A 17,617-nucleotide genomic window follows, 5' to 3' on the forward strand; every position below is an offset into this window, starting at 1 on the left:
AAGAACAAGCCTCTTCCATAGATATTGACGCTCTGCGTTTCGCCTGCTAGGTCCCCTCAAAAAGGGGGGATTCATGAACTTCACACAACTAAAACTTGAACGGCAAGATTTTGTTGCGACCGTTTGGATCAATCGTGAGAAGGTGTTGAATGCACTCAATGCCGACGTTCTTCGTGAATTGAAACAATGCTTTGATTCCCTTTCAGAGGACCATGAGACCCGGGCTATTATTTTAACCGGTGCGGGTGAGAAGGCGTTTGTCGCCGGTGCCGATATTGCTGCGATGAGCAAGATGAGTCCGGATGAGGCGGCCCAGTTTGGAAAGCTGGGGCATGAGGCGATGAGCGCGGTGGAAAATTGCCGTAAACCGGTTATTGCGGCGGTGAACGGTTTTTGTCTGGGGGGCGGTCTGGAGCTCGCCCTTTCCTGTGATTTTATCTTTGCCTCAGAGAGGGCGAAGTTGGGATTGCCCGAGGTCAGTCTTGGTCTCTTCCCCGGTTGGGGTGGGACACAAAGGCTTTCCCGTCTCATTGGCAGGGGACGTGCCAAGGAATTGATTCTGAGTGGCCGCATGCTTTCGGCCGAGGAGGCGTTGCACTTTGGGATCGCCAACCGTATTTGCAAGCCGGAAGAGTTGCTTCGTGAGGCTCGGGCGACTGCGGCAGAGATCGCAAAAAAAGGGCCCGTGGCTGTTTCTCTTGCCAAAAAGTTGATCAATGAATCGTGTGGCACGACCCTGGAAGAGGGTCTTAAGCGGGAAAGGACGACATTTCCCGACTGTTTTAAGACGGAGGATTTAAAAGAGGGGCTCGCGGCTTTTTTGGAGAAGAGGGGAGCGAACTTTAAGGGGAGATAATGGACTTTCAACTAACCTCTGAACAACTGATGATCCGTAACTTGGCGCGTGATTTTGCGCAAAAAGAGGTGGCACCTCGAGCCGAAGAGTTGGATCGCAAATCGGAGTTCCCCCAGGACGCCGTTCGCAAGATGGGGGAGTTGGGGCTTATGGGAATGATGATACCGCAAGAGTGGGGCGGTGCCGGACTTGATTCGATCAGTTACGTTTTGGCACTGGAAGAGATTGCCGTCGCTTGTGCCTCGACCGCCGTTTCAATGTCGGTCAATAATTCCCTCTACTGCTGGCCAATTTTGAACTTTGGAAATGAGGAGCAGAAAAAAAGGCTTCTCCGGCCTTATGCGAGTGGAGAGAAGATTGGGGCGTATTCCCTCTCCGAGCCAGGGTCTGGCTCCGATGCAGGATCTTTGAAGGCAACCGCTAAAAAATCGGGGAACAAGTATGTATTGAACGGGACCAAAAATTTTGTGACCAACGGGCCGAACGCCGATTCAATGATTCTTTTTGCAAGGACCTCCGACGACAAGCATAAAGGGATCTCTGCCTTTATTGTCGAAAAACAGTTTCGTGGTTTTTCTGTTGGAAAGATTGAAAAGAAACTGGGGATCTGTGCCTCGAGCACATCCGAGATTGTTTTAGAGAATTGTGAAGTGCCGGCCGCAAACCTTTTGGGCGAAGAGGGGATGGGGTTCAAGATTGCGATGGCGACACTTGATGGTGGTCGGATCGGTGTCGGAACGCAAGCGTTGGGAATTGCCCGAGCGGCGTTCGAGCATGCACGTGACTATTCGAAAACACGCGAGGCGTTTGGCCAACCGATCTCTGAGTTTCAGGCCATCCAGCATTATCTGGCGGATATGGCATTAAAAATTGATGCCTCACGTCTCCTCCTCTGGCGGGCTGCCTGGATGAGGGATCAAAAACTCCCTTTTTCCAAGGAGGCTGCAATGGCAAAATTACATGCCTCCGAAACGGCTGCTTGGGTGAGCCACAAGGCGGTTCAGGTTTATGGCGGTTACGGGTTTTGCAAAGACTATCCCGTAGAGCGTTATTACCGCGATGCAAAGATCACCGAGATCTATGAGGGGACGAGCGAAATACAGCGACTTGTGATTGCAAGAAATGTCCTTAAAGAAGCATGACGGAAAAGACGCCAAAACAATTCACGACTGTTTCCTCCTGGCCGATCAAGGAGATTTATCGTCCTGAGGATCTCAAAGATTTTGAGCCCGAACGAGATTTGGGAAAGCCAGGGCATTATCCGTTTACACGGGGTCCTTACGAGACAATGTATCGCGGTCGGCTCTGGACGATGCGCCAGTTTGCCGGCTTTGGAACGCCGGAGGATACCAATAAACGATTTAAATATCTGCTCGACCACGGGATGATGGGGCTCTCGACCGCCTTTGATATGCCGACACTCATGGGGTATGATGCCGGTCATTCGTTGGCACGCGGTGAGGTGGGGGTTGAGGGGGTCAATGTCAGTTCGCTCTCCGACATGGAGGTTCTCTTCAGTGGCATTCCCTTAGGCAAGGTTACGACCTCCATGACAATCAACGGTCCGGCGATCGTCCTCATGGCGATGTACGTTGCCGTTGCAGAAAAACAGGGTGTCTCATCTGAAAAATTGGGTGGGACGATTCAGGCGGATATCTTAAAGGAGTTCATTGCCCAGAAGGAATGGATCTGTCCACCCGAACCGTCAGTTCGGATCATGATGGATATGGTGGAGTGGTGTACGGAGCATACACCGAAGTGGCATCCGGTCTCCGTGAGCGGTTATCATATCCGTGAAGCTGGGGCGACGGCAATCCAGGAGTTGGCGTTTACGATCCGCGATGGTGTTGAGTATGTTGAGGAAGGGGTTCGTCGCGGTATGGACCCGGACAAATTTGTTCCACAATTCTCTTTCTTTTTTGATGTCCATAATGACCTCTTTGAAGAGGTGGCAAAATTCCGTGCGGCCCGGCGGCTTTGGGCCCATTTAATGAAGGAGAGATTCCACTGTAAAAACCCGAAATCCTGGATGTTGAAGACTCATGCGCAGACCGCCGGTGTGAGTCTCACGGCACAACAACCCTATAATAATGTAGTGAGGACGACGATTCAGGCGTTGGCGGCCGTTCTGGGTGGCACCCAGTCGCTCCACACCAATTCACTCGATGAGACCTATGCCCTGCCGACAGAAGAGGCGGTGCGCATTGCCCTCCGGACCCAGCAGATTATCGCGCATGAGAGTGGTGTCACGAATATGGTTGATCCGTTGGGGGGTTCCTATTTTGTTGAGAGCCTGACGAGCGAGATTGAGAAGGGTGCGTTGGATTATATCAAGAAGATCGATACGATGGGAGGCATGCTTCGTGCGATTGAGCGAGGGTATCCCCAAAAGGAGATTACCGAGTCGGCGTTTCGCTACCAGAGGCAGGTCGAGATGAAGGAAAAAATTATTGTCGGTGTCAATGAGTTTGTGACGGAAGAGGAGAGGCCCATTGAGCTCCTTAAAATCAGTCCGGAGGTCGAAGAGAGGCAGAAGAGGCGACTCATGGAGACAAAAAAGAGGCGTGATTCAAAAAAACTTGAGTCAAAACTGGGTCAATTAAGGGAGGCGACTCAAACAAAAGAGAATCTGATGCCTCATGTCCTGAATGCCGTTTACGAATATGCAACGGTGGGGGAGATTTGTGATGTTTTTCGATCTGTGTTCGGGAGGTATCAGGATCCGGGAACTTTCTAGCCCTCTCCCTTCGACGGGGGAGGGAAGGGGTTGGATGAGAATGACAATGAAGGGTGAGGGAGAGAGAAAATTACGCATCTTGGTTGCCAAACCGGGTCTCGATGGCCATGACCGTGGGGCGAAGATCATTGCTCGTGCCCTCCGAGACGCGGGCTTTGAGGTGATCTATACCGGGCTCCATCAAACACCGGAGATGATCGTCAGTGCGGCACTGCAGGAGGATGTCGATGTGGTCTCACTTTCGATCTTGTCGGGGGCTCACAACTATCTTTTTCCGGAAATCATCCGACAGCTCAAGGAAAAAGGACTCGGGGATGTGACCGTTATGGGGGGAGGGACGATCCCCGATGAGGACGTTTTAATTTTGAAGAAGCAGGGGGTCGCTGCAATTTTTACTCCCGGGACCGATACGAGAGATGTAGTTGACTGGATTAAAAAAAATGTTAAGCCGAGGAAAATTTAGGGGGGAGTTTTTATGAGGCCGGTTTATGGTGTGAGCGGGGGGGTTAGCAAATTCAAAAAGGCACGGCCGGACAAGACGTTTCAGGCGATTGTAAAGGAGGCGGTTGTTTACACCCTCCAGGACATCGGGCTTGAATATCCAAAATTTCTTGAAATCGTTGATGGATCGGTCGCCTCCTATTTCTCGGATCATTTCACCCGTCAATTGATGGCGGGTATTATGGTGCAAGACTATCTTGGATTGACCCCCAAACCGTCTCATCGTGTCGAGGGAGGTGGTGCGACGGGAGGTCTCTGTTTTCAGGAGGCCTGGAAGAGCATTGCCTCGGGCGATATGGATATTTGCCTCGCCTACGGTTTTGAGACGATGAGCCACGTCAACACCTGGAAGGGGAATGAATTCATTGCACTCGCTTCCGACGTCAGTTTTGATTATCCCGTCGGGGGATTTTATTCAGGTTACTATGCGATGATGGTGGTTCGGCACATGAAGGAGTATGGGACAACCGTGGAGCAGATGGCGCATGTTTCCGTGAAGAATCATATGAATGCGTATCACAATCCGTATGCGCAAAAACGTCAAAAGCTCACCATCGGTGATGTGCGCGGGGCGCCAATTGTTGCCTGGCCCCTGACCCGTTTGGATATTTGTGTCATGAGCGACGGGGCGGCCTGTACCTTGCTTGCTTCCGAGGACGGCTTGAAGAAGATCGAGAAGGCGACGGGAAAGAGGGTGAACGCCGTTAAAGTTGCGGGAATCGGTCGAGGAACCGACGCCATGCGGATGTCAGACCGTCCTCATAAGGATGTTCCGTTACTCCCACATGAAAAGGAATCGGATTATGTCGGAAAGAGGTTTGTCGGCGGAAAACTCAAATATCCCGGCATTCATTCGTTTCGAGCTGGCCGGATGGCCTCTCTAAACGCCTACAAGCATGCAGGAATTAAAGATCCGTTAAAGGAGATAGACTTTGTTGAGCTGCATGATGCCTATACCTCCTCTGAGATCCAGACCTATGAGGATATGGGACTTTGTCGTTATGGAGAAGGGGGCGAGTTTGCCACCACCGGAGAAACTTTCATGCCGGGGATCGATTACGGGCTCAAACTTAAAAAAGAGCCGGTCTGTCCCGTGAATCCCTCTGGTGGACTGATTGCCTGCGGTCATCCGGTTGGGGCGACAGGACTCATGCAGGCGGTTTTTGCGATGTGGCAGTTGCAAGGAACCATCGGAAAGCATTTTGAGGACAACAAGCTTCAACTCAAAAATCCAAGACGGGGGGCGATCCATTCCCATGCGGGGACCGGGACGTATGTGACGGTTTCAATTTTGGAGAAAAATTAGGAGAGAGTATGGCGGATAAAACAGCCCAGATTGAAGAAACGGATGAAGGGACAATCCTCTTCAATGTTCCCCTCCCGCAAAACGTTGAACTGTTGAAGGACCTTTCTCCGATTGTTCTGAAACAGCCGTACCACATTGATTACATCCACAGTTATGGTCAAGATTCCCCCTGGTTTGCAGGCCTTGCCAACAAGCGTCTTTTAGGGACCCGGTGTCAGAAGTGTGGTTATCGTTTTGCGACGCCAAAACTTTCCTGTATGGAATGCGGCGGTGACTGCGATTGGGTCGAGATGCCTCAGGAAGGGAAGATCCACACGTTCACTGTTTGTGAGTTTGGTTCGGAGGAGTTTTTGAAAGAGACCCCTTTTATCCTTTGTCTTGTTGAGTTTGAAAATTTTAACACGCTTCTTCTGAGCCGTCTGATCGGGGTTGATCCGCGGGAGGCGTCGCTTAGCTGGGTCGGGATGAAGGTCAAGGCAAAATTTCGCCGTAATTCCAAGTTCAAACCGACGGACGTCTATTTTGTCCCCGCCTGATGTCTCCAGGCCGTTGCAGGAGGGATAAACTCCTCATCCCCCTGTTTTTTTCGAAACAAGACAACGTATAAGACATTGATTTTTTTAAATAAATTTTAATTTGTATTTGGCACATCGATTGCTCTCTCCCTTAAGGCATGTGGGGATTTCGTTCAGGATTTCTGGTTTTTCTTCTGCTCTGGGTCTCCTCTGCTGTTCTGCCTCACGAGGCTACTGCGGGTGAATGGCGCGGGAATATCAGGGTTGGCTCTTCATCCACTGCGGCACCGGCGGAATCCGTCGTGGTGGCGGCTACGACTGAATATGTTCTACGGCAACGTGGGACGATCCCGATCATCCTCACGTCACCTCATGGGGGGAATGTTCAGCCCGATTTTCTGGACGTGAGGGATGCCTGTTCTGATGATAGCAATCCCAGTGGTTGTCGTGGGGGTAGATGCTCCAGGAGCAGTGATAAGAACACATTCAAGCTGACGACCCTCTTGGTTGACAAGATTGAAGAGGAATGTGGGGGAAAACCGTATTACGTGATTGGTCAGATCAAAAGAAACTACATCGACTACAATCGTGACGCCTTTGATCCAGTTGGAGGACAGCTCTGCTCTTTTAAAGATCCCGACGCCCTTTTGTATTGGGAGGCGTTCCACAATCAGATCGAAACATACCTGGGTGAGATTCAGGAGAATTGTGAGGGATGTGGGCTTTTGATTGATGTCCATGGATTTACCGATCAGGATCACCCACAGGCGATTTCCCTTGGCATGGGAAATGCTGGAGGACAGACCGTTCCAAACATTCGTGAGAGAGATGCGGAACTCCCTTTTGTGTATGGAGAGGAAGGACTTGTCCCCAACCTGCTTAATTATGGAGAAGATCATATTCTGGAGGTTGCCCCGGAGGATATTAATGCCTCTTACGACGGGATGCCCAACGGAGGGTATATTGTGCGTCGCTATTCACGTCGCTATGCCGATTGGGGGGGGCCGCAATCCGATCCCAACCTTCCGATGATCGACTCTATCCAGATGGAATTTGAAAAGGGGCTTCGTCAGGCCTCCTCGGGCAGCGACGAAACCGATGCAGAGATTCTCGAGAGGACCGCCCTGGCGGTTGCCCGATCGCTCTGTGGGGCGAGAGATCAATATATTGACTGGTGGTCCCCACGTCTTCCTGCGAGAATTGCCACCCCCCGACGGTCTGCAACTCCCTCCTTCTAACAGTCCCCTTCCTTGACTCCCAAGCCCGATTTTCCTAAACAGGGCCGCTCTTTATGAAGAAGGTCTATCTCGATTACAATGCAACCACCCCCCTTGATTTGAGGGTGAAGCAGGTGATCGATCGGTTTCTCGTGAATTCCTATGGCAACCCCTCCAGTCTCCATTGGGCGGGAGCGGAGGCCAGGAAGGGGATCGATGAGGCCCATTCGATCGTTGCCGGGTCTTTTGGTGTTAGCTCGGATGAGATCGTTTTTACGAGTGGGGGAACCGAGTCGGCCAATCTGGCGATTCATGGAATTTTGGGGAACCTCCAAAAATCGGGGCATGTTATCACCTCCTCCGTAGAACATCATGCCGTTCTGGAGCCGCTGCAAACGCTCGCCCAAATCGGCAGGATCGAGCTCAGTCATCTCCGTGTCGATACAAAAGGGCGCTTGAACCCGGATGATGTTGTGAGACTTATCCGTGAGGAGACTGCGCTGATCGCGGTCATGTATGCCAACAATGAGACAGGCAACCTCTTTCCGATCGAGACGATCGGAAGGATAGCCCGTGAAAGGAAGATCCCGTTCTTCTGTGACGGTGTTCAGGCGGCCGGCAAGAGGGCGATCAACCTTGGCAGGTTGCCGGTTGATCTCTTCTCCTTTTCGGCCCACAAGTTTTATGGACCCAAGGGAGTTGGCGGTCTGTACGTCCGAAAGGGACTGAAATTAAAACCGCTGATCGAAGGGGGGGGGCAGGAGATGAAGAGAAGGGGAGGGACTGAAAACGTAGCGGGAATTATCGGGTTGGCTCAGGCCCTCAAGGTTTCCCTTGAGGAGATGGAGAGGGAAAAAGCCCGTTTGAGAAGACTGCGCGATCTTCTTGAAGAGAGGATCAGGTCTATTCCCGGCGCTTGCATTTATGGCGATTTGGAGAATCGATTGGAGAATACAACCTTTGCCGGCTTTGACCGGATTGACAGCGAAACGATTTTAATCGCCCTCGATCGTCACGGGATCGCCGCCTCTAATGGGGCGGCCTGTTCCTCCGGAACCCTTGAACCGTCACATGTCTTGATGGCGATGGGATTTTCAGAGAGGGAGGCGAAGGGGGCTGTACGGTTTTCCGTTGGGCGTTTTACAACAGAGGAAGAGATCCATACTGTGGGTGAAAAACTTCCGGAGATTGTGAGTCGCTTGAGATGAAGGTTCTTAGCAAAAATTTGGTTGTCGTGGCGATGAGCGGAGGGGTTGATTCTTCGGTTGCGGCCTATCTCCTCAAAGAACAACGGTTTGAGGTGATCGGCATCTCGATGAAGACGCACGAGTCGACCGAAGCGGGAGAGACCAGAGGCCAGACCTGTTGCGCGGCGCGTGACATCCGGGATGCCCGGCGTGTCTGCCAGCAGCTCGATATTCCTTTTTATCCCATCAACTTCAAGGCGGAGTTTGAAAAAGAGGTCATCCAGAATTTTCTGTCGGAGTATACCCAGGGGAGAACCCCGAATCCTTGCGTCCGTTGCAACCAGGATCTCAAGTTTTCAGCCCTCCTTCAAAAGGCGCATCAACTCGGTGCTTATTACCTGGCGACGGGACATTACGTTCAAAAGGTGACGGATGAGAAAGGGCATCACCACCTCCTTAAGGCAAAAGATATCGGAAAGGACCAGTCCTATTTTCTCTTTGGTCTGACGCAGGAGTCGTTAGGGCATACCCTTTTTCCCCTCGGAGGCCTTACAAAGGCGGAGGTGCGTCAGATAGCAAAGAGGGCAGGATTGGAGACATCGGAAAAGCCGGAGAGTCAGGAGATCTGCTTTGTATCGAGCGGCAGTTACGGTGATTTTGTGGAATCGCGCTTGGGTGAGGCGGCAAGGTCCCGCGGTCTTTTTGTCACGGGGGGTGGGATGGTTCTTGGGGAACATGCGGGGATTCACCGGTACACCGTCGGTCAACGGAGAGGAACGGGTATTGCCACCGGTGAAAAAGTTTATGTCACCGAGATCCGACCTGAAAAACATGAGGTTGTTTTGGGGCCCAAGGAATCGTTGCTCAAGAAGGGGGTTCTCGTGAAGGGGCTTCAGTGGGTTCATCCGGAACCGGTTTCAAACGGGATGAATGTCCTGACCAAGATTCGTTATCGTCATCTGGAGACGCCCTCCTTACTGACCATGATCGGAAACGGCTTGGTCCGGGTTGACTTTGAAAATCCGGATGGGGCGGTGACACCGGGGCAGGCGGCTGTTTTTTATAAGGGAGATGAATTGATCGGAGGAGGCTGGATTGAGAGGGCCATTGATTAAGGTATAAAATGATTTCCAAAGAGGAAAAGAAAAAATTGCAAGTGATCGAGAAAAGTTTGGGTTACTCTTTCAAGAGCGATGCCCTCCTCAAGAGGGCGCTGACCCACAAGTCCTATGCGAATGAGAACCGTCTGCCGAGTGAGCAGCAGAATGAACGGCTTGAATTTCTGGGAGATGCCGTCCTGGAGCTGGCGATCAGTGAATTTTTGATGGAGAAGTTCCCCTTGTTCTCCGAGGGAGACCTCTCCAAATTACGCGCAGCCATTGTAAACGAACAACAGCTGACGGAGATAGCCAGAGGCCTCAATCTGGGTGAGTTTCTTTATCTAGGGCGTGGGGAAGAACAGACAAGCGGGCGTGAAAAACCGTCCCTTTTGGCGGATGCCTTTGAGGCGCTTCTGGGGGCAATCTACCTTGACAGGGGATACAAGAAGGCGTCGTTGGTCATCCGGAAGCATTATGGTCGAATGTTGGAGCAGTCGCCCGTTGAGAGTTTCTATCGTGACTACAAGACCGATCTTCAGGAAAAGTCACAGGCGTTGTTTCGGTCCATTCCCAAATATAAACTGGTTTCGGAAATAGGCCCGGATCACAGCAAGACCTTTGAGGTGGAGATTTATATTCGTGAACAACTGATGGGGAAAGGGTCTGGAAGAAGCAAGAAGGAGGCGGAACAGAAGGCGGCTAAAGAGGCCCTCTACCGTTTTGAAGAGGGTGTTTAAGTCAGGGTACATTGGAATTGTTGGTCGTCCCAACGTTGGCAAATCAACTCTCTTAAATCTTCTGGTCGGTCAGAAAATCGCTGCGGTGACGGAGAAGCCGCAAACGACACGTCACCGGATTCTCGGCATCAGAACGCTTCCGGAAGGTCAGCTTCTTTTTATTGATACACCGGGGATTCATCGTCCCCACAAAAACTTGAATGAATATATGATGCAGGTCACTCGAGCGGTACTTGAGGATGTCGACCTGTTTCTTTTTCTCGTCGAACCGACCCCAAGAACTCTGGGAGAGGATCGGCGGATCTATGAGATGCTCTCTGACAAGAGAAAGCCAGTTCTTCTCATTATCAACAAGGTGGATACGGTCTCAAAAGATTCCCTGCTCCCGCTGATCTCCAGATATCATGAGGATTGGAAGCCGGTGGCGGTTGTCCCTTTTTGCGCCCTTGAGGAAAACGGTCTTGAAAATTTGCAACAAGAGATATTGAGGTATCTGCCCGAGGGACCTCCGTATTATCCCGAAGATCAGGTGAGTGATCTGTCCGAACGTTTTATTGCCTCGGAGGTCATTCGTGAAAAAGTAACACTCTTGACGCGTGAAGAGGTTCCTTACTCCGTGGCGGTGGAGATTGAGTCCTATGAAGAGCCCAAGGAGGCCGATGTAAAAAAAGTCGTTCGGATCAGGGCCTCGATCGTTGTTGAGAAAGATTCCCAGAAGGGGATTCTCGTTGGGAAGGGGGGATCGATGATCAAAAAAATCGGCCAGGAGGCACGACTGGAGATGGAGAAACGTCTCGGCACAAAGGTTTTTCTGGAGCTGTTTGTTCGGGTTGAGGAGGGATGGACAAAGGATCCGAGGAAGCTCAAGGAGCTGGGGTATTTTTAATTCTCAATCTGATAATTTTATCATTTTGGTAATTTGGGTCTCGTAAACGTCGCAGTAAGTCTCTAATATCGTTTGTATTTTATATATCTAGATTTAGAAAAAGTGGAATATTTTTTGCACGAATAGATCTAACTAACGTGTTTACAAAGAGGCTTCCCAGAAAAATCAGATTAGTTTTGGGGCTTTTCTTGGGGCTTATTCAAATCGGTTGCCCGGTGACCTGTTTTGTAAACCCCTTCACCGATGATTATCTGACGACTGACGACTCTGTTCGCGTCAATGGGGTTCTATTAGACTACTCACTTGAAGGATTGAATGGTGTTTTGCCAAACTATGCGATGCCTTGTACGCTCTCTTACTATCGGTCTGATTATCAAGACTACTTGAGTGAGGGGGTCGGAGAGGAATCTTGTGATACCACCTCCAATGATGTTGGAATCTTTGATCTTGATTTGGGACTTTCGTCACCAGGCCTTTATCGTTTAAGCTTTCTCTCTCCTGTGGGTGACATCAGAACTCATTTAGTGACCTCTCGCCCCGATTTGGAAGCCCAGGACGATGAGTGGGTCTATCTGGACTGGAATTATGAAGAAGGGGGGGGGGGCGTGAATGACTCCCTTCAGGATACGATTGATTCGACACTCTCCCTGTCAGATCCCAGTGAGGTCACTTCAAGCCTTGTTGGAGCGGAGTTGGTAAAACTTGAAGTCGAGAGAGTCCTCCAATCCTACTTCAATTATTTGAGAATCTATATTTGGAACCTTTCAAGAGAGGGTGAGACTCCAGGAGCTGATGTGCAGGTCGTTCAAATGGAGACCTGTGGGGGAGAGATTGATGAGGAGACCTGTTGTGGCGCGGGGGATGTTGGGACTGCTCAGTGCAACAATAATTATTCTGCTGGCAACTCAAGCGTTGATTATAAGAATGATAGGGCGGAAGAATCTCCCGTTCATATTCGCGTTCCTGTTTTGTCGCATCGTCTCAAAAAACTGCATACGCCAGGCGGCTATCTTTCTTCAGAAGATCGGCTGGAGGTTCGCGTGGGGGATATTGCCCGAAACATGGCCGTGACCCTCGCACACGAACTGGGGCACTCCTTTGGTTTGGTCAAATCCAATTATCTTTTTGGCTCCTATGACTATGATTATGCCCCAAGTTATGGCGAACATCATACCCCTTATGAACCGCCTTTTGTTGGTTCGGTACGAGCCTTTCCCGGCGAAGTGATGAGTTATCGGATGTGGGGAAATTATGTGGGGCAGCAGGTTGATGATTGTAATCCTGTGCCTCGGCCAGAAAGGGTTGATGAGACCCTGATTGAACGCTGTCCACGTCGCTTTAACACATTTAACTGGCAGTATTTGGATTTTATCCAATAAATAGGGGGCCTATGAAAAAAAACATAATTACCCTTCTAGGACTCATGACCATCATCTTGATCCCATGTTGGAAATCTGCCGAGGCGTGTGGATACGGCCATCACCTCCTGAACCATTTGGTGATAGATCGAAAGGAGATTGTCTCCTTTAGTTCCCCCAAGGTTCTTGAATCAAAACCGGAGAAGGGGATGATGATTCAGGAGGTCATGGTGCAGGAGGTCCTTCAAGGGAGACTGAAGAAGGGTCAAAAAATAAAATTTGTCTGTGAGGATCTGCTGCAACCGGAACGATGTAAACTAGAGGGACGCAAATCCCCCTTTCTTTTCTTGAGCGGGCCTTCTCTTAAGAAAACACCAGCGACCCCTTCTAAAGGGGGATCGGTCGCAAAAATGGAAAAAAAGACAGGGGTTATTTTGCGTGGTCATCCGTTAGATGGGATCTCACTCCTCCCGTCTGACAAACCTCTTCTACAGGCGTTTATCAAGAACCGTAAGAATCCTTCCGCCGCCTTAGCCTCGAAGGTTCTTGCCTCCAAGCGTCCCTACTTTATTGCCTCCCTCTTTGCCTTAAATCCGACGCCACAGCTCTTGAGAGAAACCTTGAGCTTCGATTCTGTGGCCGATGAAGTGGCTGCCTTGCGAGTCTCAATTGAAAAGCTCCCTCAATTTAAGGGGGAGGAGCAGTCCTATTGTCAGGTCATTTACGGGGATTTTAATGCAACCCACAAAAATGTCATCAATGAGACAGAACTCTCTTTTATCGGGCAGTCTCCTTGTGCGGGGAAGGGAGATTTTCTTTTCCAACAATTGGCCAGTCAGAATGAATTCGTTGTGATGCAGTCGACCTACTATTTGAGCATGACCGATCCGGCGACGGTTCGAAAAGGGGTTGATTTCTTTAAGGCGAATCCCAAACAAGTCTCTTCAATCGAGGTCATTAACCAATTGTCACATTCCCTCTTTGTGCAGAGGGAGTGTTCTCTGATGAAGGATCTGGTAGGTCAGTATCGCCCTTCGGTCTCCTCACTGCAGAATTTGGCAGCTTCTCTCTTCCCCAGTTTGGCACCAAATTATCATCAATATGAGGTCTTGGCAGAGAATTATGCCGGTTGCCTCGGGCATCTTCCGGGAAGCGGTCCTCTTCTGGTCTCTCTCTTAAAAGGGGATTCTCACCCCGATTGGCCATTTCCAGGAGAGGTCGGTTTTCGTGTCATGGCGCGGGCCATCACGGCTATTGAGAGGCAGCTTTGGAAACAAACGTTATCCCCACAGACGGAGGGTCTCAAAGAGGCGTTGATCGATCGGGCCGAAAAGGGGCATCCACAAAATGTTCCGGAGATCATGCATCTCTTGAAAAAGTATTTTCCTGGCACGGATGAGGTGATCATGAGACTGGCCCTGAAAAAGGACGCTAAATCTTACCACCAAAGTCACGCGATCATGGCATTTATGCAGGCGGGACAAAAAGAGAAGGCGATCCAGGTTGCCAATGCGGGACGGGATCCCAGGATCAAAAAGGTAGGGGAATTGCTTCAAGGTGCTGGCCAGACACCACCGATGAATTTGCCCAACCCCTATCCAGGCCAGTCTGGACGAGGATCCGGAGGCTTGACCAGGTGATTTTGTCAAAATATCTTCTCTTTGCCCTTTTGTTTTTTTGCGTTGGTTGTCCCATGACCTGTTTTGTGAATCCATCTTTGGTGGACACCTTAACCCGCCAAGATTCTCAAAGGGTGAACGGTCTCCTTCTTGACTTTACAACAGGGGACTCCTCTCCTCCTCCCTTACCCAATACGGCCATGCCATGTGATTTTGTTTATTATCGTGAGAATTACGCTGACTATGAGTCTCTAGGAACAACCTCCGAACCTTGCGACACCTCTTCTAGTACAGGCGGTGTTTTTGATGAAACGGTTGAGATGCCATCACCGGGTCTCTACCGGCTTCTTTTTGAGCCCCCTACTATTTATCAAACTGAGACGCGGCTCATCACGTCACGACCCGATCTCACAGCGGCGGAGGATACATACCTCTACATTAATTGGGATTATCAGGATCCGCGATGGGATGATGACAACCAGGCGGTTCGTGAGTCTTATATAAGGCTTTTTTCTGAGACGCTCAATTGGGAGGGGTATAATTTTCTGGAAAGAACCTTTATGACGTTAGCCTTGGGAGAGCTAGGGATGATAGAGATTGAAAGGGTTGCTGAGGAGTACTTTGATGGCTTGAGGATTATTCTTTGGAGGCCGGAGATGGGGGGGGAGCCGGGCCCTATGTTACGGGAAGTCGCGATCTCTTCTTGTGGAGGGGAGGTTGATGCGGAGGGGTGCAGGGTTTATCCATGGGGTGTTGCCGCGGTTGATTATCTTGATGATAATTGTCTTGATAATCTTGATCCGGCAATCTTGGATGCGCTCTCTCCTGAATATCTGGAGGAAAACTACAATGAGGATACGGGATGCCTGTTTCAAGGGGCGTCCCCTGCCTTTGTCTATGTTCCTAGCATGGTGGAGTGGGCTTTATTCACCATCCCAGGGGTGGAAAGAGGGGGGATTGCAGGTTGGTTAACTACCCCTCCCGACGATAGTTTTGAAACGAGGGTAGAAGATGTTGGTAGGTATATTGGCAAGGTGGTTGTTCATGAGGCAGGGCATCAATTAGGTCTTGTAGCAGGTCGCCCGTTGTTTTCTAACCGGGGGACCCTCTTTTATCCTAGCGAGCATACCCCTGATGAACCCCCTTTTTTGGGGGCAGTTCGCTATATCCCCCGTGAGATCCTGAGCTACCAATGGACCGGCAGCACCCCCTCTCTGTTTGATGACTGTGATACGGTACCACGTAATCGAACTGATTTAGGGGCCTCAGAGGAGATGGTGGTTGAACGGTGTCCCGCCCCGTGGAATTCCTTTAACCACCAATATTTAAGGGAGATCTTGGGATTATAGTCATCCAATCTTCTTGCATCCCGCAAGAGGAATAGCTACTTACCTTCTCCATGCGACTCTCTCAGGCCTTTATTCCAACACTTCGTGAGGTGCCGGCGGAGGCGGAGGTCATCAGCCATAAATTAATGCTGCGTGCCGGAATGATTCGAAAGGTCGCAGCCGGGATTTACAACTATCTTCCGCTGGGGCTTCACGTTCTCCAAAAAGTCTCGCAAATTATTCGGGAGGAGATGAATGCGGCGGGGGCAGAAGAGGTCTCGATGCCGATGGTCCAGCCAAAGGAGCTGTGGGAGGAGTCAACCCGTTGGGGAGAATACGGAAAAGAGCTGCTTCGTTTGAAAGATCGTCATGAACGCGAATTTTGCTTAGGCCCGACGCACGAAGAGATTATTACGGATATCGTCAGAAAAGAGATTCGCTCCTACAAGCAGCTTCCTGTCAATCTCTACCAGATCCAGACAAAATTCAGGGATGAGGTGCGTCCTCGTTTTGGACTCATGCGTGGGCGCGAATTTTTGATGAAAGATGCCTACAGCTTTGACCGGAATGAGGTGGAGGCCAAAAAAAGTTATGAACGGATGAATGGGGCGTACAAAAAAATTTTCAAGCGATGTGGCCTTAACTTTCGACCGGTTACGGCCGATTCCGGCCTTATTGGTGGAAACCTCTCCCAGGAATTTCATGTCCTGGCAAGGTCGGGTGAAGATGAAATCTTTGCCTGTGAAACATGCGATTATGGGGCGAGCCAAGAGAAGGTTTCATCCGACAAGTGCTGTCCCTCTTGCAAAAAAGAGTTAACAAGTTATCGCGGTATTGAGGTCGGGCATATCTTCTATTTGGGCAATAAATACTCCAAGGCGATGAAGGCAACATTTTTGGATGAGGCGGGGAAGGAACAGTTTTTTGAGATGGGCTGTTATGGGATCGGTGTGGGGCGGACTGCGGCTGCGGCGATTGAACAGAATCATGATGACAAAGGGATCATCTGGCCGCTTCCGATTGCGCCGTACAGCGTCGAGATCATCTCTTTGGGCAAGGGAAATCCGGCGGTGCAGGAGGTGGCAGAACAGTTTTATCGAGAACTGACCGATCAGGCGGTTCAAGTTTTGTATGATGATCGTGATGAATCTCCCGGAGTCAAATTTAACGATGCCGATCTCATCGGTATTCCATGGCGCCTGCAGGTTGGCCAAAAGGGGCTTGTCAAGGGAGAGGTTGAGATTAAGTCGCGCAAAACGGGGGAGATCATTGTCGTCAAGACGGAAGCAGCGGTCTCTTTGCTAAAAGAGAAAATTTCTGTTTAGGTGCTACCGATTCGAGACAGGTGACTTGACAGCACTCATTAATGTGACCATAATGGTCATCATCTATGGTGAAAACAGCTATTTCGAAGTTAAAGGCCTCTTTGAGTGAGTACCTCTCCAAGGTAAAAAGGGGGGGAGAAATTATCGTGACCGATCGCGGACATCCGATTGCGAAACTTGTCCCTTTTACGGTTGCCAGTTCTACCAGTGCAGAGCGGCAACGGCTCATTAGAGAAGGACTTATCGAACCAGGAAGGACGGGCAGGGTTCCACGTAACTTTCTTCAACAACCAAAAATAAAGGATCCCGAGGGGCTTATTTTAAAAGCACTTCTTGAGGAACGGAGGGAGGGACGGTGAGGTATTGGGACTCTTCGGCGCTCATCCCTTTGGTTCTGGATGAACCTCGAGCCGATCAGGTTCGAAGTTTCATTATTGAGGACTCCTCGATTATTTCGTGGTGGGGGACACCTGTGGAATGTTTCTCGGCCCTCTGCCGGCGCAAGAAAGAAGGTGTTTTAAAAGAAGAGGATTTTTCTCAGGCAAGGAAAGAATTTGATCAGTTAATGGCAGAAATAGACCTTGTTACTCCATCACGCGATCTGCGCGAAAGGGCTCTTAAAGTTATTTCTCTCCACGCTCTTCGTTCCGGCGACGCCTTTCAGCTCGCAGCGGCCCTTCGTTGGTGTCGAGAACAAAGCCGTGGGGCGGTCCTCGTAACATTAGATGACCGACTTCGCAGAGCAGCCTTGGATGAGGGGTTTACGGTTCTTCCATAGACCGGAGAATTCTCAAAAAAATCCTTTATTGACCTTAAGTTATTTGTAGCCATAAATCAGAGGTATGACAGATGACCGCCTCATTGTCGCGCTCGATCTTCCTTCTCTTAAAGAGGCCCAAAAGATAGTTCGGCTTCTCTCTCCCATCGTTAGTTTTTACAAAATTG

General features: G+C 50.3%; 17 protein-coding genes. All 17 read left to right on the forward strand.

Annotated features, from left to right (window positions below; genetic code table 11):
- Positions 1–73: 73 nt before the first annotated feature.
- A complete protein-coding gene (locus HYT77_09385) occupies positions 74–856 on the forward strand; it encodes an enoyl-CoA hydratase/isomerase family protein (protein ID MBI2068209.1) in 783 nt (260 codons plus the stop codon).
- Positions 856–1,998 carry an acyl-CoA dehydrogenase gene (locus tag HYT77_09390; GenBank protein ID MBI2068210.1) on the forward strand — a complete coding sequence of 381 codons (1,143 nt, stop codon included), beginning with the start codon at positions 856–858 and terminating at the stop codon, positions 1,996–1,998. Before HYT77_09385 ends, HYT77_09390 begins: the two co-directional genes overlap by 1 nt.
- On the forward strand, positions 1,995–3,593 hold the full coding sequence (locus tag HYT77_09395) for a methylmalonyl-CoA mutase family protein (GenBank protein MBI2068211.1): 1,599 nt from the start codon (positions 1,995–1,997) through the stop codon (positions 3,591–3,593). Before HYT77_09390 ends, HYT77_09395 begins: the two co-directional genes overlap by 4 nt.
- Before the next feature lie 46 nt (positions 3,594–3,639).
- On the forward strand, positions 3,640–4,056 hold the full coding sequence (locus tag HYT77_09400; protein ID MBI2068212.1) for a cobalamin B12-binding domain-containing protein: 417 nt from the start codon (positions 3,640–3,642) through the stop codon (positions 4,054–4,056).
- Between the two features lie 12 nt (positions 4,057–4,068).
- Positions 4,069–5,400 (forward strand): thiolase domain-containing protein, encoded by a 1,332-nt coding sequence (locus tag HYT77_09405; protein ID MBI2068213.1) that lies wholly within the window; start codon positions 4,069–4,071, stop codon positions 5,398–5,400.
- Positions 5,401–5,408: 8 nt separating this feature from the next.
- Positions 5,409–5,936 carry a Zn-ribbon domain-containing OB-fold protein gene (locus HYT77_09410; protein MBI2068214.1) on the forward strand — a complete coding sequence of 176 codons (528 nt, stop codon included), beginning with the start codon at positions 5,409–5,411 and terminating at the stop codon, positions 5,934–5,936.
- Between the two features lie 137 nt (positions 5,937–6,073).
- Entirely contained in the window at positions 6,074–7,153 is a 1,080-nt protein-coding gene (locus tag HYT77_09415; protein MBI2068215.1) for a hypothetical protein, read from the forward strand.
- 53 nt (positions 7,154–7,206) lie between these two features.
- Positions 7,207–8,340 carry a cysteine desulfurase gene (locus tag HYT77_09420; GenBank protein ID MBI2068216.1) on the forward strand — a complete coding sequence of 378 codons (1,134 nt, stop codon included), beginning with the start codon at positions 7,207–7,209 and terminating at the stop codon, positions 8,338–8,340.
- On the forward strand, positions 8,337–9,434 hold the full coding sequence (mnmA, locus tag HYT77_09425) for a tRNA 2-thiouridine(34) synthase MnmA (GenBank protein ID MBI2068217.1): 1,098 nt from the start codon (positions 8,337–8,339) through the stop codon (positions 9,432–9,434). Before HYT77_09420 ends, mnmA begins: the two co-directional genes overlap by 4 nt.
- Positions 9,435–9,442: 8 nt before the next feature.
- Entirely contained in the window at positions 9,443–10,156 is a 714-nt protein-coding gene (gene rnc, locus HYT77_09430; GenBank protein MBI2068218.1) for a ribonuclease III, read from the forward strand.
- Positions 10,140–11,042, forward strand: a complete 903-nt coding sequence (era, locus tag HYT77_09435; protein ID MBI2068219.1) for a GTPase Era — start codon at positions 10,140–10,142, stop codon at positions 11,040–11,042. Before rnc ends, era begins: the two co-directional genes overlap by 17 nt.
- A 176-nt stretch (positions 11,043–11,218) precedes the next feature.
- Positions 11,219–12,421, forward strand: a complete 1,203-nt coding sequence (locus tag HYT77_09440) for a hypothetical protein (protein ID MBI2068220.1) — start codon at positions 11,219–11,221, stop codon at positions 12,419–12,421.
- A gap of 11 nt (positions 12,422–12,432) precedes the next feature.
- Positions 12,433–14,040 carry a hypothetical protein gene (locus HYT77_09445; GenBank protein ID MBI2068221.1) on the forward strand — a complete coding sequence of 536 codons (1,608 nt, stop codon included), beginning with the start codon at positions 12,433–12,435 and terminating at the stop codon, positions 14,038–14,040.
- A gap of 65 nt (positions 14,041–14,105) precedes the next feature.
- Entirely contained in the window at positions 14,106–15,368 is a 1,263-nt protein-coding gene (locus HYT77_09450; protein MBI2068222.1) for a hypothetical protein, read from the forward strand.
- Between the two features lie 50 nt (positions 15,369–15,418).
- Positions 15,419–16,672, forward strand: coding sequence for a proline--tRNA ligase (proS, locus tag HYT77_09455; GenBank protein ID MBI2068223.1), 1,254 nt, complete (start codon positions 15,419–15,421; stop codon positions 16,670–16,672).
- A 65-nt stretch (positions 16,673–16,737) separates the two neighbouring features.
- A complete protein-coding gene (locus tag HYT77_09460; GenBank protein ID MBI2068224.1) occupies positions 16,738–17,031 on the forward strand; it encodes a type II toxin-antitoxin system prevent-host-death family antitoxin in 294 nt (97 codons plus the stop codon).
- A complete protein-coding gene (locus HYT77_09465) occupies positions 17,028–17,450 on the forward strand; it encodes a type II toxin-antitoxin system VapC family toxin (protein MBI2068225.1) in 423 nt (140 codons plus the stop codon). Before HYT77_09460 ends, HYT77_09465 begins: the two co-directional genes overlap by 4 nt.
- Positions 17,451–17,617: the final 167 nt, after the last annotated feature.

The organism is Deltaproteobacteria bacterium (genome assembly GCA_016180855.1).
In the GTDB taxonomy this organism is placed as follows: Bacteria; UBA10199; UBA10199; order JACPAL01; family JACPAL01; genus JACPAL01.

Excerpts from the sequence above, each read along its gene's own strand:
- HYT77_09385 (MBI2068209.1), top strand. The coding sequence starts at position 74 with ATGAACTTCACACAACTAAAACTTGAACGGCAAGATTTTGTTGCGACC.
- HYT77_09390 (MBI2068210.1), top strand. The coding sequence starts at position 856 with ATGGACTTTCAACTAACCTCTGAACAACTGATGATCCGTAACTTGGCG.
- HYT77_09395 (MBI2068211.1), top strand. The coding sequence starts at position 1,995 with ATGACGGAAAAGACGCCAAAACAATTCACGACTGTTTCCTCCTGGCCG.
- HYT77_09400 (MBI2068212.1), top strand. The coding sequence starts at position 3,640 with ATGAAGGGTGAGGGAGAGAGAAAATTACGCATCTTGGTTGCCAAACCG.
- HYT77_09405 (MBI2068213.1), top strand. The coding sequence starts at position 4,069 with ATGAGGCCGGTTTATGGTGTGAGCGGGGGGGTTAGCAAATTCAAAAAG.
- HYT77_09410 (MBI2068214.1), top strand. The coding sequence starts at position 5,409 with ATGGCGGATAAAACAGCCCAGATTGAAGAAACGGATGAAGGGACAATC.
- HYT77_09415 (MBI2068215.1), top strand. The coding sequence starts at position 6,074 with ATGTGGGGATTTCGTTCAGGATTTCTGGTTTTTCTTCTGCTCTGGGTC.
- HYT77_09420 (MBI2068216.1), top strand. The coding sequence starts at position 7,207 with ATGAAGAAGGTCTATCTCGATTACAATGCAACCACCCCCCTTGATTTG.
- mnmA (MBI2068217.1), top strand. The coding sequence starts at position 8,337 with ATGAAGGTTCTTAGCAAAAATTTGGTTGTCGTGGCGATGAGCGGAGGG.
- rnc (MBI2068218.1), top strand. The coding sequence starts at position 9,443 with ATGATTTCCAAAGAGGAAAAGAAAAAATTGCAAGTGATCGAGAAAAGT.
- HYT77_09445 (MBI2068221.1), top strand. The coding sequence starts at position 12,433 with ATGAAAAAAAACATAATTACCCTTCTAGGACTCATGACCATCATCTTG.
- proS (MBI2068223.1), top strand. The coding sequence starts at position 15,419 with ATGCGACTCTCTCAGGCCTTTATTCCAACACTTCGTGAGGTGCCGGCG.
- HYT77_09460 (MBI2068224.1), top strand. The coding sequence starts at position 16,738 with ATGGTGAAAACAGCTATTTCGAAGTTAAAGGCCTCTTTGAGTGAGTAC.